This is a genomic window from Butyricimonas sp. DFI.6.44 (genome assembly GCF_022132345.1).
GTDB classification, from domain to species: domain Bacteria; phylum Bacteroidota; class Bacteroidia; order Bacteroidales; family Marinifilaceae; genus Butyricimonas; species Butyricimonas muris.
The window spans coordinates 218,016-232,134 of the sequence record NZ_JAKNJD010000010.1 but is presented as its reverse complement, the minus strand read 5'-3'; the positions used below and the strand labels follow the sequence as shown (position 1 = coordinate 232,134).

17 protein-coding genes are annotated in these 14,119 nt (G+C 43.9%); 10 read left to right on the top strand and 7 right to left on the bottom strand.

Annotation, left to right across the window (positions count from 1 at the left end):
• Window positions 1–155: 155 nt before the first annotated feature.
• Window positions 156–1,274: a methylmalonyl Co-A mutase-associated GTPase MeaB gene (gene meaB, locus L0M98_RS15215; RefSeq protein ID WP_222621212.1), complete on the top strand. Its 1,119-nt coding sequence runs from the start codon at window positions 156–158 to the stop codon at window positions 1,272–1,274.
• Window positions 1,275–1,913: 639 nt separating this feature from the next.
• Here meaB and L0M98_RS15210 read toward each other — a convergent pair.
• On the bottom strand, window positions 1,914–2,357 hold the full coding sequence (locus L0M98_RS15210; protein WP_186978140.1) for a type I restriction enzyme HsdR N-terminal domain-containing protein: 444 nt from the start codon (window positions 2,355–2,357) through the stop codon (window positions 1,914–1,916).
• Window position 2,358: 1 nt separating this feature from the next.
• Complete coding sequence (locus tag L0M98_RS15205) at window positions 2,359–3,624, bottom strand: S-adenosylmethionine:tRNA ribosyltransferase-isomerase (RefSeq protein ID WP_227216714.1); 1,266 nt, start codon at window positions 3,622–3,624, stop codon at window positions 2,359–2,361.
• Window positions 3,625–3,703: 79 nt separating this feature from the next.
• Here L0M98_RS15205 and L0M98_RS15200 point away from each other — a divergent pair, with 79 nt between their 5' ends.
• From L0M98_RS15200 to L0M98_RS15175, 6 genes are all read left to right on the top strand, one after another.
• Window positions 3,704–4,474, top strand: coding sequence for an AMP nucleosidase (locus L0M98_RS15200; RefSeq protein ID WP_227216715.1), 771 nt, complete (start codon window positions 3,704–3,706; stop codon window positions 4,472–4,474).
• A 35-nt stretch (window positions 4,475–4,509) separates the two neighbouring features.
• Entirely contained in the window at window positions 4,510–4,956 is a 447-nt protein-coding gene (locus tag L0M98_RS15195; protein ID WP_099294761.1) for a DUF1573 domain-containing protein, read from the top strand.
• A gap of 12 nt (window positions 4,957–4,968) precedes the next feature.
• Complete coding sequence (yajC, locus tag L0M98_RS15190; protein ID WP_227216716.1) at window positions 4,969–5,292, top strand: preprotein translocase subunit YajC; 324 nt, start codon at window positions 4,969–4,971, stop codon at window positions 5,290–5,292.
• An 86-nt stretch (window positions 5,293–5,378) separates the two neighbouring features.
• On the top strand, window positions 5,379–6,368 hold the full coding sequence (locus L0M98_RS15185) for a CdaR family protein (RefSeq protein ID WP_227216717.1): 990 nt from the start codon (window positions 5,379–5,381) through the stop codon (window positions 6,366–6,368).
• A gap of 4 nt (window positions 6,369–6,372) precedes the next feature.
• Window positions 6,373–6,969: a dephospho-CoA kinase gene (gene coaE, locus L0M98_RS15180; protein ID WP_099294146.1), complete on the top strand. Its 597-nt coding sequence runs from the start codon at window positions 6,373–6,375 to the stop codon at window positions 6,967–6,969.
• A gap of 6 nt (window positions 6,970–6,975) precedes the next feature.
• Window positions 6,976–7,710, top strand: coding sequence for a TerB family tellurite resistance protein (locus L0M98_RS15175; protein WP_227216718.1), 735 nt, complete (start codon window positions 6,976–6,978; stop codon window positions 7,708–7,710).
• A gap of 39 nt (window positions 7,711–7,749) precedes the next feature.
• On the opposite strand, the gene L0M98_RS15170 is transcribed toward L0M98_RS15175, so the two are convergent.
• Genes L0M98_RS15170 through L0M98_RS15150 form a run of 5 tightly spaced genes read right to left on the bottom strand, consistent with a single transcriptional unit; the run spans window position 7,750 to window position 11,544 of the window.
• Window positions 7,750–8,820 carry a TIGR04133 family radical SAM/SPASM protein gene (locus L0M98_RS15170; RefSeq protein WP_227216719.1) on the bottom strand — a complete coding sequence of 357 codons (1,071 nt, stop codon included), beginning with the start codon at window positions 8,818–8,820 and terminating at the stop codon, window positions 7,750–7,752.
• Window positions 8,813–9,349 (bottom strand): radical SAM-associated putative lipoprotein, encoded by a 537-nt coding sequence (locus L0M98_RS15165; RefSeq protein WP_176555154.1) that lies wholly within the window; start codon window positions 9,347–9,349, stop codon window positions 8,813–8,815. Before L0M98_RS15165 ends, L0M98_RS15170 begins: the two co-directional genes overlap by 8 nt.
• 20 nt (window positions 9,350–9,369) lie before the next feature.
• Window positions 9,370–9,873, bottom strand: a complete 504-nt coding sequence (locus L0M98_RS15160) for a radical SAM-associated putative lipoprotein (protein ID WP_227216720.1) — start codon at window positions 9,871–9,873, stop codon at window positions 9,370–9,372.
• Window positions 9,874–9,883: 10 nt separating this feature from the next.
• Entirely contained in the window at window positions 9,884–11,020 is a 1,137-nt protein-coding gene (locus L0M98_RS15155; protein ID WP_227216721.1) for a porin family protein, read from the bottom strand.
• 2 nt (window positions 11,021–11,022) lie between these two features.
• A complete protein-coding gene (locus tag L0M98_RS15150) occupies window positions 11,023–11,544 on the bottom strand; it encodes an RNA polymerase sigma factor (protein WP_227216722.1) in 522 nt (173 codons plus the stop codon).
• Between the two features lie 151 nt (window positions 11,545–11,695).
• Here L0M98_RS15150 and L0M98_RS15145 point away from each other — a divergent pair, with 151 nt between their 5' ends.
• The 3 genes from L0M98_RS15145 (at window position 11,696) to L0M98_RS15135 (ending at window position 14,114) form a co-directional block, all read left to right on the top strand.
• The gene (locus tag L0M98_RS15145) at window positions 11,696–12,109 is read left to right on the top strand and encodes a DUF5606 family protein (protein ID WP_186978153.1); all 414 of its coding nucleotides are present in this window, start codon (window positions 11,696–11,698) and stop codon (window positions 12,107–12,109) included.
• Between the two features lie 71 nt (window positions 12,110–12,180).
• A complete protein-coding gene (locus L0M98_RS15140) occupies window positions 12,181–12,888 on the top strand; it encodes a tRNA1(Val) (adenine(37)-N6)-methyltransferase (protein ID WP_227216723.1) in 708 nt (235 codons plus the stop codon).
• 272 nt (window positions 12,889–13,160) lie between these two features.
• Window positions 13,161–14,114 carry an ROK family protein gene (locus L0M98_RS15135; RefSeq protein WP_099294164.1) on the top strand — a complete coding sequence of 318 codons (954 nt, stop codon included), beginning with the start codon at window positions 13,161–13,163 and terminating at the stop codon, window positions 14,112–14,114.
• The last annotated feature ends 5 nt before the right edge of the window (window positions 14,115–14,119 follow it).

Genomic DNA, 14,119 nt, shown 5'->3' with positions numbered 1-14,119 from the left:
ACAATATGTCATTTTCATACTTCAGCATCTCGTGTTTTTCCCCCGTGCAAAAATAAAATATCATCTCTCACGAAAACATCAAACCATATCCACATTTTTGCTTGTAACTTCTCAACATTAACTCTATCTTTGTCAAGGATAAAATCAAAAACGATATGCAACAAGATATAGAACATCCTGAAAATGAAGCGTGCTATGAAGGATTAGCCGTCAACAAGGGAATAGAACAACCGGACCCGGTGAACCCGGCAATCGCGGAAAGATTGAAACATCTAAAGAAAAAAGTCTTATCCGTGGATGATTACCTTTCCGGTATCCAAAAAGGGGATATCAACATATTAAGCCAAGCGATCACCCTCGTGGAAAGTGCCCGCGTAGATCATCAGGCAATGGCACAAGATGTCATTAACCGCTGCCTCCCGAACACGGGCAAATCCGTGCGTATCGGCATCACGGGGGTTCCCGGTGCGGGGAAAAGTACCTTTATCGAGGCTTTCGGTAAATTCCTCACCAACGAAGGACACAAAATCGCGGTACTTGCCATCGACCCCAGCAGCGAACGTTCGAAAGGAAGTATACTAGGTGACAAAACCCGCATGGAAGAATTGGCATGCGACCCTCGTGCTTATATCCGCCCTTCCCCCTCAGCAGGGTCATTAGGCGGGGTTGCCCGCAAAACCCGAGAAGCCATGCTTCTGTGCGAGGCTGCCGGATTCGATATTATACTGATTGAAACCGTGGGAGTCGGTCAGAGCGAAACAGCCGTTCATTCCATGGTCGATTTCTTTCTGCTGGTACAAATCGCCGGGGCCGGAGATGAATTGCAAGGCATCAAAAGAGGTATCATGGAAATGGCGGACAGCATCATTATCAACAAGGCAGACGGTAACAACATCACCCGTGCCGAGTTGGCAAAAGTGCAATTACAAAACGCCCTACACTTGTTCCCTCCCCACGAATCGGGAGTGGAACCCAAGGTGATGACCTGTTCCGCTTACGAGAAAACCGGAATCAAGGAAATATGGGAAAATATACTTCAATACTGTAGCGCTACCCAGCAAAACAAGTATTTCGACACGCGACGCAGCGAACAAGCCAAATATTGGATGTACGAAACCATAGATGAGCAATTAAGAAACCGTTTCTACCAAAGCCAAAAAGAACAAATCAAACAGGCTGAAGAAAAAGTATTAAGCAATGAAGAAAGTTCTTTCGCCGCTGCCTTCCGATTACTGGACAATTATTTCAAAAACGACACGAAAGAATTAAAGTAGGATATAAAAAACATTTCCTCTTTCCACCTCCCCTCTTATGAAGAGGGGAGGTTATAATCCTACCATATATATAAGATAATCAGTTGCATCGCAGCTATATTCGAATCGTTTCTTTTATAGTTCACTGGGAGATACTTCTATCATACTCCTATCATACTTCCATGAAACTCCTATTGCAGCTGAAAAATCATGATACTTCCACGAGAATTACAAAAGATTTGATATCAACCTAAACACTTGTAGCATCATTAATAATTATTACAAAATAACTGAACACGTGGGGAACACACTAATAACAGTGTAAGAATAGTTCAAAAATCGCTTTAAACGAACGATTAATAATTATCAATTTGCCGCTTGTTGCTAAAAGATAATAATAATGTTGTAAGTACGCGAGTATTTGATTACCAATATAAAATAATAATAGGCTGTTTTGTAGGATTCTCGCAAAAATTATCTATATTTGACTGTCATTAATCGTTGGTTTAATGACATGGGGATGGCATGCAGCCTTTCTATTGAAAAACAGTAGAGTTCGCCTCCAAGTTGGTTGCAATTTCGTACAAAAAAGGACATGTTACATACTCACGGCATTTCATTTATAATGCCGTGGGCATGTTCTGTCAAAACAATAATTGTCTACACCCCGAAATCAGGAATCTCCGGAACGATCCGAAAGCCGTTTTCCCGGGCAACCTCACCGCAGAAATGCTCACAACCGTTTGTTATAGCGACGAAACGGGCTGCAATAGATAAATTATATTGAAAAGCTTGATCGAAAACGACCTGTGATAATGCCACGGAAGGAGCTTTGCACTCCACGATAAGATAGGGATTGGCTTGACGATCGTAACACACCACGTCAAAGCGGCGCTTCATCCCGCATACTTGTATTTCCTTCTCCACGGCGATCAATTGAGCGGGGTAATGCTTACACGCTACCAGAAAATGAATAAAATGTTGTCTTACCCATTCCTCCGGGGTCAGCACAACGTAACGCTTTCGGATAATATCGAATATCCAAATCTGTCCGTTCTGCTTCTTCACCTTGTAATCAAAAGAAGGAAGGTTCAAACTTTTCATTTTATTCCACGCTTTTAGTTGTCCGTACTTTCAAAAAACTGCTGTCCCCGTAACTCAGGAAACGGAAATCACGCGCTAACGCGTAGTCGTACACTTTCCGCCAATCCTCACCGATAGCCGCCGCAACGAGCAACAACAGGGTACTTTGCGGTTGGTGGAAATTAGTAAACATCGCCGAGATCACCCGATAAGTATAACCGGGCACGATAATAATCGTGGTCTTCGCTTTCAATAATTCCGTGTCGTGCTCGTCAAACCACGCCAACAACGCTCCCATGGCTTCCCGTACACTATAAGATGCCGGTAAAGAATAGACTTCCCATTGTTCCAAAGAATTGAAATCATCGACTCCCGTCAACCGCTTTACCCCCATCCAGTAAAGGCTTTCCAGTGTCCGCACGGAAGTTGTTCCCACCGCAACAATCTTTTCCGGGTGATGGTACAAACGCGATATGACTTCCCGACGCACGGATATATGTTCCGTGTGCATATCATGCCCGCCGATAGTTTCGCTTTTCACCGGGCGGAAAGTCCCGGCTCCCACGTGCAGTGTCAACTCTTCTATCGCGACTCCTTTCTCCCGCAAAGCATCCAGCACAGGGACACTAAAATGTAACCCGGCTGTAGGGGCAGCAACCGAACCCTCATTCTTGGAATAAACCGTCTGGTAACGGATTTTATCATCCTCCCCGGAGTCCCGGTTCAAATAAGGGGGAATAGGTATACGCCCGCAACACTCCAGCACCTCGCTAAAACTAAGCGAAGCATCCCACGTGAACTCGACAATCACGTCATTCTCTTCCCGTGATTTTAGCGTGGCAGCCAACCGGCAATCAACCCCGTTCACTTGATAATGGCAATATATCGTCCCCTCTTTCCATTTTTTCAGATTCCCGACCATGCATTTCCACTCGCATCGCCCGTAAGAAGCGAAACTCTGCACGTAATCGGCGGGCGAATGGGGTTCGAGGCAAAAAACCTCGATGACGGCACCCGTCGTTTTTTGAAAAAGCACACGGGCATAAATCACTTTCGTGTTATTGAATACCAGCATCATGTCCGGTTCCAGCATCGCGGGTACATCATAAAAATGCCTTTCGCCAATCTCCCCGTCCTCGTATATCAACAATTTCGAAGCCTCGCGTCGCTCCAAGGGAAACTTGGCGATACGCCCCTCCGGAAGATCATAAGTATAATCTTCAATTCGAATTTCTTTCAAATCCTCTATGCCTGCCCGAGAATTTTCAGCCGGTATTTTCTTTGTCATTCGGTAATAAAATCTTACTTTTAAGGCAACAAAAGTAAAGATAAAAGGTAAAAACTAAAAGGCAAAAACTAAAAGTTTGATGAAAACAAAGAAAGATATTGTAGACGATTGGTTACCACGTTACACGGGACGTCCGTTAAAGGACTTCTCGAAGCACATTCTGCTCACGAATTTCGATTATTACCTTGAACTGTTCGCGAAAAAATACAACGCCCCGATCTTGGGTGAAGACAAAAATATGCCCAACGTGTCGCACGACGGGATTACCATGATCAATTTCGGCATGGGGAGTCCTAACGCCGCCACCGTGTTAGACCTGCTCACGGCTATCGAACCGGAAGCCGTTCTATTCCTCGGGAAATGCGGGGGATTAAAAACCAAACACCACGTGGGAGATTACGTTCTCCCCATCGCGGCGATCAAGGGCGAAGGTACCTCGGATGATTATCTGCCGCGGGAAATACCGTCACTTCCTGCCTTCAGCATCCAGAAAGCCTGCTCGAAAGCGATCACGAGGCACGGCAAGCAATATTACACGGGAGTTATTTACACCACGAACCGACGGGTATGGGAATTTGACGAGCATTTCAAAGAGTATCTCGTGGGAACCAGAGCTCTAGGGATAGACATGGAAACAGCCACGATCTTTACAGTGGGATTTGCCAATCGCATCCCGACGGGAGCGTTGCTGCTGATTTCGGACAGTCCCATGATTTCGGACGGCATAAAAACCACGGAGTCGGACAAGGCGGTCACGCAAAACTTTGTCCGGGAGCATCTCGATATAGGTATCGAAACGATGAAAAATATCCGGGATAAAAATTATTCGATGAAGCACCTCATTTTTTAAAATTATATAGTACTTTCGTTGGCAAAATGAAAAATATGCTGAAAAGAATATTTTACGTGTTTTCGGGCATCGCGCTCTTGCTCTGCTCCTGCGAGGGGAAAGTAAAAGACAAACAACAAAACGAGAGTCCGGCAAGCACACGAACCGCGGTAAACGACTCTACCGCCACGGCAAAATTTGAAATAAAAGATAAATCTTTCAATTTCGGGGATATGGCGGAAGGCGAGATCGTGACACACACGTTTCATTTCAAAAACACGGGTAAAAAAAGTCTCGTGATCCTGAACGTGGAAAGCAGTTGCGGTTGCACGATTCCGAAGTACGACAAAAAACCAATCCCCCCCGGCGGAGAAGGAAAAATTGAAGTTGAATTCAACTCTTCGGGCAGATATGGTAAACAATACAAAGTAATTAATATCTTTGCAAACGTTCCGGAAAAAGTAGTGGAACTAAAAATAATTGCAAATATAAAAACTCAATAAAAAAGTAGATTTATGAACACAATTTTTATGCTGACATTACAAGAGACAGCTACTCAGGGCGGTGGCGCAAGCATGCAATTCATTTTCCTTATTCTTATCGTGGTTGTTTTCTGGTTCTTCATGATCAGACCGCAGATGAAAAGACAAAAGGAATTGAAAAAATACCGGGATGAACTAAAAAAAGGCGACAAAATCATGACGACCGGGGGAATCTTCGGGAAAATCGTGGAGATCAACGATTTCACCGTGATCATTGAGGTTGAAAGTCAAGCCAGATTAAAAGTAAGCAAGGAAGCTATCGTGAAAGACATGACAGACGTTCCCGCGGCTAAATAATACGATCAGTTACAAGTTACAGGTTGCAGGTTCAAGTAAAAAAACAACCTGTAACCTGCGACTTATAACCTGTAACAACAACAAGTATGCGTGGTATTATTGATAAGATTGTCAATTTCTTTAAATCCCATCACGATCTGCATATAAAACGCAACGTGATCACTTATGGGGTTTGCCTTATTATTGCCACGGTTCTATGGTTTCTCAACACGCTGAATAAAGAGTACACCACGGAACTCACTTACCCGATAAGATACACGGATCTCCCCAAGGGTAAACTACTCGTTTCGGAGCCTCCCAAGAACATGACATTAGAAATCAGGGCGCACGGTTTCACGCTGTTGCGTTACAGCATCGGTACCTCTTTTTTACCCATCGCGATCAACGTGAGTTCGCTCCTTGAGCGCAAAGATATGCTGGAATACACGATCAGCACGGTTGATATTAAAGAGCGAATCAGCGCACAACTCAATTCCGATATCAAATTAATTAACATAAAACCGGAAACCATCACGTTCCAGTTCTCGCAATTCGGAAGCAAGAAAGTCCCTGTCATCCCGCGAGTCGATTACACGCTCAAAAGACAGTACATGTTGAAAAACGACATTTCCGTGACACCCGATCACGTGGATATCAGCGGACCTGCCACGATTCTTGATACCTTGAAAGGAGTGTACACCACGCCATTAAAACTAAAGGACTTATCCAAAGAGGTGACTAAAAGTGTTTCCTTCGAAGAAATTCCCGGAACACAAATCTCGGAGAGCGGGGCAAAAGTGAAAGTAGAAGTGGAGCGTTTCACTGAAGCCAAGAAAAAGGCAACGATAAAAGTGAAAAATTTACCGGATTCGCTATTGATTCGCCTGTTTCCCCAGAATATAGATTTCACGTTTGATATCGGGCTCAGCCGTTACGAATCGGTATCGGATACCAGTTTCTCGTTCTCGGTGGATTACGACCAGATTGCAAGCAACCCGGCAGCCCTCAAAATCAGCGTGGACAAGCAACCCGCGCATATCAAATCTCTCGTGCTCATGCCCGAATCGGTTGAATATTTAATCGAAAAGAAAAAATAAAACCATGCTTAAAATCGGATTGACAGGGGGTATCGGTAGCGGCAAATCCACTATCGCGAAGATAATCGAAATCTTGGGATATCCCGTGTACATCAGCGACCGGAGAGCCTCTTCGCTCATGAACCGGAATCAAGATATCCGGCAAGCCTTGATACAACGTTTCGGGGAGAATATCTATTTGCCCGAGGGTGGATTGAATAAACAACAACTTGCTTCTATCATCTTCAACGACAAGCGTGCCATCACGGAAGTGAACCGCGTTGTTCATCCGGTTGTAACCCAAGATTTCCGCGACTGGTGCTCGGTACAAAAGAGCAAACTGGTATTTTTCGAATCGGCAATCCTCTTCGAATCCAAACTTGAATCTCTTTTCGATTACATTATTTTGATCTCAACGGATATGGAAACCCGCATCCGGCGAGTTGTCGCGAGGGACTCTACCAGCCGGGAGAAAGTGATGGAACGTATCAACAACCAAATGCCCGACAGCGAGAAATTGCCAAAATCGGATTTTGTCATTTACAACAATGACGACGATCGGATCGTAAAACAAATACACGATATCATTCAACAACTAAACAACCCGAATAAAAAACAATAATATATTATGGCAAAATACGGAAAATGGATAGGAGCGGGATTAGGATTCGCGATGGGAGGCCCCATAGGAGCGTTGTTCGGTTTCTTCATCGGATCGACATTTGATACCGCAACCGTGATCACGAATCAACAGCAATCACAAAACCCCGCGTCCGGTCCGACGGGCAGAGGTGATTTTCTTTTCAGCCTCGTCGTGCTGGCGACAGGCCTCATGAAAGCGGACGGGAAAGTGACAAAAGGCGAACTGGAATACGTCAAACGATTCTTCCGTGATAACTTCGGCGCGAAAGGCGAACGGGAAGCCGTGGCAATCATCAAGGATTTATTAAACAAGGAGATCGCTGTAGATCAAGTCGCCATGCAAATACGCGCGAACATGAATATCTACTCGCGTACACAATTACTGTATTTCCTGTTCGGGCTGGCAAAAGCAGATGGTAATGTATGCAACCGCGAAATAGCCTTACTGGATAGAATATCCGATCTTCTGGGCATAGACTCGACCACGTATCAGTCTATCAAAGCCATGTATTACGATGATTCGGATTCGGCTTATCAAGTGCTGGGCATAACACCTTCCGCCACGGATGAAGAGGTGAAAAAAGCCTATCGACAAATGGCAAGAGAGAACCACCCGGATAAAGTCGGGTACATGGGAGAAGACATCCGCAAAGCAGCCGAGAAAAAATTTATGGCCATCAACGAGGCATACGAGAAAATCAAGAAACAACGGGGAATGTAAAACAATTGAAAATGGAGAATTGAAAGTTGAAAATGAATTTTATTCAATTCTCCTGTAATGACACACGAGAAGCCTGCCTGCCTCGTCGTGCAGGTGCATCCCGTTTCCCTCGCAATAGCGGAACATGGAACAATCGGCACATTCTCCTTGACGAGCCCATTCCCTGTCACGGAAAGGAACAAAGCGTTCATTCCACACTTGCATGAAATCATCTCGATAAATATTACCTTGATTATAATTTGCCCGGATGCTGGGACATCCGGAAATAGAACCGTCCACTCGGACAGAAGCAACGGAGATACCCGCGTTGCAATGGTAGAAATAGTCGCGGGCTTTCATTTCATATCTTCCCAGAAAACCTTCACAAGCGAAATTCAGTTGTATTTTGCCTTCTTGACGGGTAGATACAATAAAATCCAGCAACCCGGTAAATTGCTTGTCGGATAATTGTAATTCAGGAACTTCTGCGGCTCGTCCAACCGGAAATATCGTGAATATACGCCAACGCCTCACCCCTATCCCGATAAGAAAATCACGAAAAGCAGGCAACTGCTCTATATTATTTTGATTCACGCAAGTCACGACATCCCAAATAATCTCCTCCTCCCCGGTAAGCATCCGAATCGCCTCGGTCGCCCGTTGAAAACTTAGCGGGTGACAACGGAGCCAGTTGTGAGCATCTTCAAATCCATCAAGACTGACGGTGATTGAATGCATTCCGGCTTGCAATAAAGAATCCAGACGCTGACGGGAAAGATGCAAACCATTCGTCACAATTCCCCAAGGATACTCCCGCCGATACAATTCACGTCCGCAAATCTCCAGATCTTTTCGCATCAAAGGTTCCCCGCCCGTGAATATAATAAACACACGGTGCGTATCCACGTGTGGAGTAATAGAATCTATCACCCGTAAAAAATTTTCTTTCGGCATATCCGCCTGTTCGACGCATGCACGGCAATCACTCCCGCAATGCCGACAGGCAACATTACAACGCAACGTACATTCCCAAAATAAAGTACGCAGCTCGTGCGATTCCTTCTGCTGTTGCCGCTTAGCCCTAAAAGACTCTAATCCTAAACGTTGCCGTAAACCCGGTTTATTACTCATCTGCCTTCTCTTTCAAGGTTACGGTAATCTCTTTCACTACATTTCCCCGGTTCCACTCGTTATCATTCTTATCCCGTTGTAACTCGTCACGTGTAAAAGTTACTTTTAACGTATCCGGCTCGCAGGCAGGCACTCCCGCCAGCGGATTCACATCGTAAAATTGTAATTCATACCGCACGGTATCCGTCGGGAAATCATAAAACCTACGCCCGAAACGCCCTTCCTCGTCGGTATACAAGGTATCACGTCTTTCTTCCGTGATTATCGGATAGTCCGGGATAAAACTCTCCGTGGCAACCTGATAGAATTCCACCTTAGGAATAACAACCCGGACACCCGGCAATGCATGCCCGGCAGAATTCTGTACTTTACCTTTAATAGAGAAGGAAGCTGTCGGGGTTCCATACATAAGAGGTATATCCTCCGGTGAATCGGCAGAACCTCCACAACCGGAAAATCCTAATACTGCCAATAAAGAAGAGAGCAGCCCACTCCAACTTTTATCTAAATAACTTTTTAAGCGTTTCATTTTCCTTACTTTTAATATTATCATTCATCCCGTTTTTCTTCCAGCACAACGGTTATATTTTTATCGGCACGTCCGAAATACCATGAATTGTCATCATCTTCACCCTTTATCAGTTCATCCCGAGAGAAACTAACCTTTAAAGTATCTGCTTGACACGCATCACAACCTTCCCGCGGGTATATATCGTAAAATCGTAATTCAAAATCCTTCCCTCCCGGGTAATCTACACGTTCCCAAAAAAATTGTCCTCTTTGGTCTGTATATAACGTATCGCCATACTCCTTTTTCACGGGCACACCTTCCACTGTATCACGAACCTCATACAAAGGTATTACAATTTGAACTCTAGGCAAGCCCTGTTTAGCACTATTTTCAACTTTTCCCTTAATAACAAAAGTGGCATGAGGAGAACCATACATAGATGCTTCATATTCTTCTTCACAAGCCGTAAATCCAAATACAATCCACAAAGAGGAAAGCAACCATTTCCAAGCACCTGTCATATAACTTTTTAATCGTTTCATATTCTCGTGTTTAAAAGTTTAACCGCAACCCCAGTTGTCCCGTAAAATTGAATGCATTCTCGGAACGAACGGTTTCAATTGTTCCCCTGTAATTAAAATAGTAACACATTCCACCCTCCGCGTAGATCGAAACAAAACGGATTAGCGGATAAGCAATTCCCACGCGTGTATATGTTGTCCACAATATTCCCGGCACACGTATATCTTCATGTCCATACGAGTTTTTAAGTCGCCCCGCGACATTTACCTCTGCCAATACTCCGGCATTGAAATAACAATATGGACGTAACCAATTCGTGAGTCTATAATTTACCGAAACAGGTATCCCGATAAAATGCAGCGATTGTTTTTGAACAACCCGACTACTTGATTCATGTTTCCATTTTGAACGTAAATACGTGTATGTCAATCCGGTTTGAAAACTCCAACGTTCATTTAACGGATAAGACACAGAAAGACCTATGGATACAGGCATTAAATGTTTTACCCGAGTCGACTTTTCCGGTTCATAACGGGGTGTCGATGTTGCCCTGGACAATGGCTGTCTATCGTTATCTTCAGGATCCGTATTGTTTCCCAAATCTTGCGACGGAGCCATATTATCTACATTATTCAAAGAAACGCCTGCCAATCCTAAATTGCCGCTTCCCACTCCAATTCGCCACTTACGTGCCTTCTTCTTTATCGAAGGAGTAACATCACAATCGGCTAATATCATCGCGGATTCGCCCTCGTGTTGCAAAGCCACCAAGTTTCTATTTATCGGACTACACGCTTGTACAAATTCCCGCGATACACTATTTTCCTTGCAAGACACCGGCTTCAATTCCCTTATTCCAGCAGCCTCCGCGACTAATACAATCTTCTTCTCGCTCGTGATTAACGGTACGGGACTCATTTTCTCGTTTTGTAACACGGTAACGGGAGAAAAATTATCTTCACCCTCGTGCCACAAATATAAAATGCTCCCGCTAACCACAAGCAATAAAACCGCCGCCACGGCAACCACCCGGTACACCCGCTTATGGACAAAACGACGACGTGGAAGACGGGCGGCAATCCCTTCCCAAGCGGCTTCCGTCGGGTTATACTTCAAATCGTATAACCGCTCCCGGAAAATATCGTCAAATCGCTCTCTTTTATCCATAATCAATACATCTTTCTGATCATTTCCTGTAAACACTGTCGGGCTCTGGCATATTGTGACCGGGAAGTACCTTCCGTGATATGAAGCATCTCCCCGATTTCCTTATGCGAGAATCCTTCGATTGCAAATAAATTAAACACCGTACGGTAGCCCTCGGGCAATAACCGGATCATTTGCAACATTTCCATTTCCGTCAACGTCTCTAATACCGAAGGTATCGTATCCTCCACATCAATCTCCCCTTCTACTACTCTGGAAAAAATCCTCTCCTTACGAATCCTCTCCAATGCGCAATTGATAAATATTTTCCGCATCCACCCCTCGAAACTACCAACCGCCATATATTCATTCAATCGCATGAAAACCTTCACGAAGCCATCCTGCAATAAATCTCCTGCCGCATCCCGATTCCCGGCATAACGGATACACACGCCCATCATTCTGGGAGCGAAATATTCATACAGAGACTTTTGTGCTTTCGGATTACCTTTCCGGCATTCCTCTATCACCCACGCTTCGTCCATTAGTCACGTTTATTATCCTTTTTCACAAGCAAGATGCACTTTTTTATCCAAACGTTGCACGAGAGTGCGAAAAAATAAACAATTCATTGTTTTTAGTTTTAAACATTGATTCGTATTTTTGTCCCTCATTTAAACACAAAAAGAAAGCAATATGTTGAAAGAAATTTTATCCATCTCAGGAAAACCGGGATTATACAAATTAATTAGCAATACATCGAATGCTTTAATCGTAGAATCATTACTTGACGGAAAACGCTTTCCTGCTTATTCTAATGCGAAAATTATTTCTCTTGAAGATATTTCCATATACACGGAAGATGAAGACATGCCTTTAAAAGAAGTATTCAAACGAATCTACAAAAAAGAAGAAGGCAAGCCGACAATCAATCACAAGGAAGCCTCCAATGTTATCACGAATTACATTGAATCCGTCGTTCCGGAATATGATGCAGACCGGGTTTACGTGTCAGACATGCGCAAAATGATTCAATGGTACAACTTACTATTGGAGAAAAACATGCTAAACCTCGAAGAAGAAGAGGAGAAGAAAGAAGAAGAAAAATAGTTTATAAAGTTTATAAGGTTCATAAAGTTTATGAACCTTATAAACTTTAAGCCTTGCAAAGGCAACTAATTATGGCAAACGATTACTTCCAATTTAAACAGTTCACGATCCGTCAAGACAGATGCGCGATGAAAGTCGGCACAGACGGTGTTCTTTTAGGAGCGTGGGCAGACTTAACCGACACACACCATTTGCTGGACATCGGGACCGGGACAGGACTTATAGCTATCATGGCAGCTCAACGAAACCCGGAATTACAAATAGACGCCATAGAAATCGATCCTGCCGCCTGCAAGCAAGCAAAAGAAAACGTGCAAGATTGCCCGTGGAAAGAGAAAATTCAAGTTTTCCAAGGACGGGTACAAGATTTCAAACAGGATTACCTGTATGATATCATCACGTGCAACCCGCCATTCTTTATCAACTCCACCCAAAACCCGGAACGAAGCAAAACAATGGCACGCCATTGCTCGACTCTCTCGCACGAGGACATATTAAATGTTTCCGAAAAACTACTATCCCCGGAAGGAAAAATTTGTATCATCTTACCGATTCCCGAAGCGGAGCATTTTATAACACTAGCGCAATCGCACAAATGGTTTATTAACAAATTTACAACAATTTGCCCAACCCCGAACAAGCCCCCGAAGCGTAAGCTCATGGAAATTTCCAAGCGACAAAAAGATATTGTAAATAAAACAATTACACTAGAAACCGAACGTCACGTTTATCACGAGAGTTACGCTCGATTAACAAAAGATTTCTATTTGAAACTCTAAATTTGATCGTGTTTTTATTGCATTTCGTTTATCAGATTTAAATCTATATACACAAAAGATTAACGAACTATTAACTATTAAATCATAGAATACCCCCTATCTTTGTAATGTAGAAAACAGATAGAAGACACAGTTTTTTTTCATAAGTTTGTATGTTTAGGTTAGTAGTTAGTAATTAAATAAGAGATCGCCCCATCGGTCTCTTATTTTTTTATTACCTTTAACCGCGTTAAAAATGCAAATCATGTTGTTGTCAAATTTATATATTATTTATGCAAACTACTGTCTCTTTAGGTATTGACATTGGCGGTACCAACATCGCTTTCGGAATCATTGATAAAAATGGGAATTGTCTGGCAGACGGATCTTTATCCACCACGGCATACAATACTCCACAAGATTTCGTTCTGGACTTACATAAAGCGGTAAAAAAAGAACTCTCCAAACTGGACGTTAAACTGGTCGGTATCGGTGTCGGTGCCCCAAATGGTAATTATTTCAACGGTACGATCGAGAACGCAGCCAATCTATCATGGAAAGGCACGATTCCCATGGTAGAATTACTTGTAAGACAATTCAACGTACCCTCCTTTATCACGAATGACGCGAAAGCCGCGGCTATCGGGGAAATGGTGTACGGCGGGGCGAAAGGCATGAAAGATTTCGTGATTATCACGCTGGGAACCGGACTGGGTAGTGGAATCGTGGTGAACGGAAAACTCGTTTACGGGCACGATGGTCTGGCCGGTGAAGTAGGACATACGCTCGTGTGCGGCGGTGACAGGTACTGTAATTGCGGTCGTCGGGGATGTTTGGAAACCTACGCATCCGCTACCGGAATCAAACGCACGGCTTGCGAGTTGCTCGCTCTTGAAAATACCCCCAGCACACTCCGGGACATTCCTTACACGGAAATCACGGCAAAGAAAGTATACGATGCCGCTCAAAAAGGAGATCCCATCGCTCTTGAAGCTTTCAAAATCACCGGGGAACAATTGGGCAAAGCATTGGCAAATCTGGTTGCTATAATCAGCCCGGAAGCCATATTCCTGCAAGGCGGCGTGGCAAACGCCGGTGAATGGTTGTTCAAGACCACGCAGGAACAAATGGAAGCCAATATGTTGTATGTATTCAAGCAAAAAGTAAAAATACTTCGATCGTCACTACCCACGAATGCCGCCATTTACGGGGCATCCGCGCTTGTATGGAATGAATTAAACGCCTAGAAACG

Bases quoted from the DNA above. Each gene is read 5' to 3' on its own strand.
- L0M98_RS15160 (WP_227216720.1), bottom strand. From the start codon at position 9,873: ATGAAACGATTAAAAAGTTATATGACAGGTGCTTGGAAATGGTTGCTT.
- L0M98_RS15210 (WP_186978140.1), bottom strand. From the start codon at position 2,357: ATGAAAAGTTTGAACCTTCCTTCTTTTGATTACAAGGTGAAGAAGCAG.
- yajC (WP_227216716.1), top strand. From the start codon at position 4,969: ATGAACACAATTTTTATGCTGACATTACAAGAGACAGCTACTCAGGGC.
- L0M98_RS15195 (WP_099294761.1), top strand. From the start codon at position 4,510: ATGCTGAAAAGAATATTTTACGTGTTTTCGGGCATCGCGCTCTTGCTC.
- L0M98_RS15145 (WP_186978153.1), top strand. From the start codon at position 11,696: ATGTTGAAAGAAATTTTATCCATCTCAGGAAAACCGGGATTATACAAA.
- L0M98_RS15165 (WP_176555154.1), bottom strand. From the start codon at position 9,349: ATGAAACGCTTAAAAAGTTATTTAGATAAAAGTTGGAGTGGGCTGCTC.
- coaE (WP_099294146.1), top strand. From the start codon at position 6,373: ATGCTTAAAATCGGATTGACAGGGGGTATCGGTAGCGGCAAATCCACT.
- L0M98_RS15135 (WP_099294164.1), top strand. From the start codon at position 13,161: ATGCAAACTACTGTCTCTTTAGGTATTGACATTGGCGGTACCAACATC.
- L0M98_RS15205 (WP_227216714.1), bottom strand. From the start codon at position 3,624: ATGACAAAGAAAATACCGGCTGAAAATTCTCGGGCAGGCATAGAGGAT.
- meaB (WP_222621212.1), top strand. From the start codon at position 156: ATGCAACAAGATATAGAACATCCTGAAAATGAAGCGTGCTATGAAGGA.
- L0M98_RS15150 (WP_227216722.1), bottom strand. From the start codon at position 11,544: ATGGACGAAGCGTGGGTGATAGAGGAATGCCGGAAAGGTAATCCGAAA.
- L0M98_RS15185 (WP_227216717.1), top strand. From the start codon at position 5,379: ATGCGTGGTATTATTGATAAGATTGTCAATTTCTTTAAATCCCATCAC.
- L0M98_RS15175 (WP_227216718.1), top strand. From the start codon at position 6,976: ATGGCAAAATACGGAAAATGGATAGGAGCGGGATTAGGATTCGCGATG.
- L0M98_RS15200 (WP_227216715.1), top strand. From the start codon at position 3,704: ATGAAAACAAAGAAAGATATTGTAGACGATTGGTTACCACGTTACACG.
- L0M98_RS15170 (WP_227216719.1), bottom strand. From the start codon at position 8,820: ATGAGTAATAAACCGGGTTTACGGCAACGTTTAGGATTAGAGTCTTTT.
- L0M98_RS15155 (WP_227216721.1), bottom strand. From the start codon at position 11,020: ATGGATAAAAGAGAGCGATTTGACGATATTTTCCGGGAGCGGTTATAC.
- L0M98_RS15140 (WP_227216723.1), top strand. From the start codon at position 12,181: ATGGCAAACGATTACTTCCAATTTAAACAGTTCACGATCCGTCAAGAC.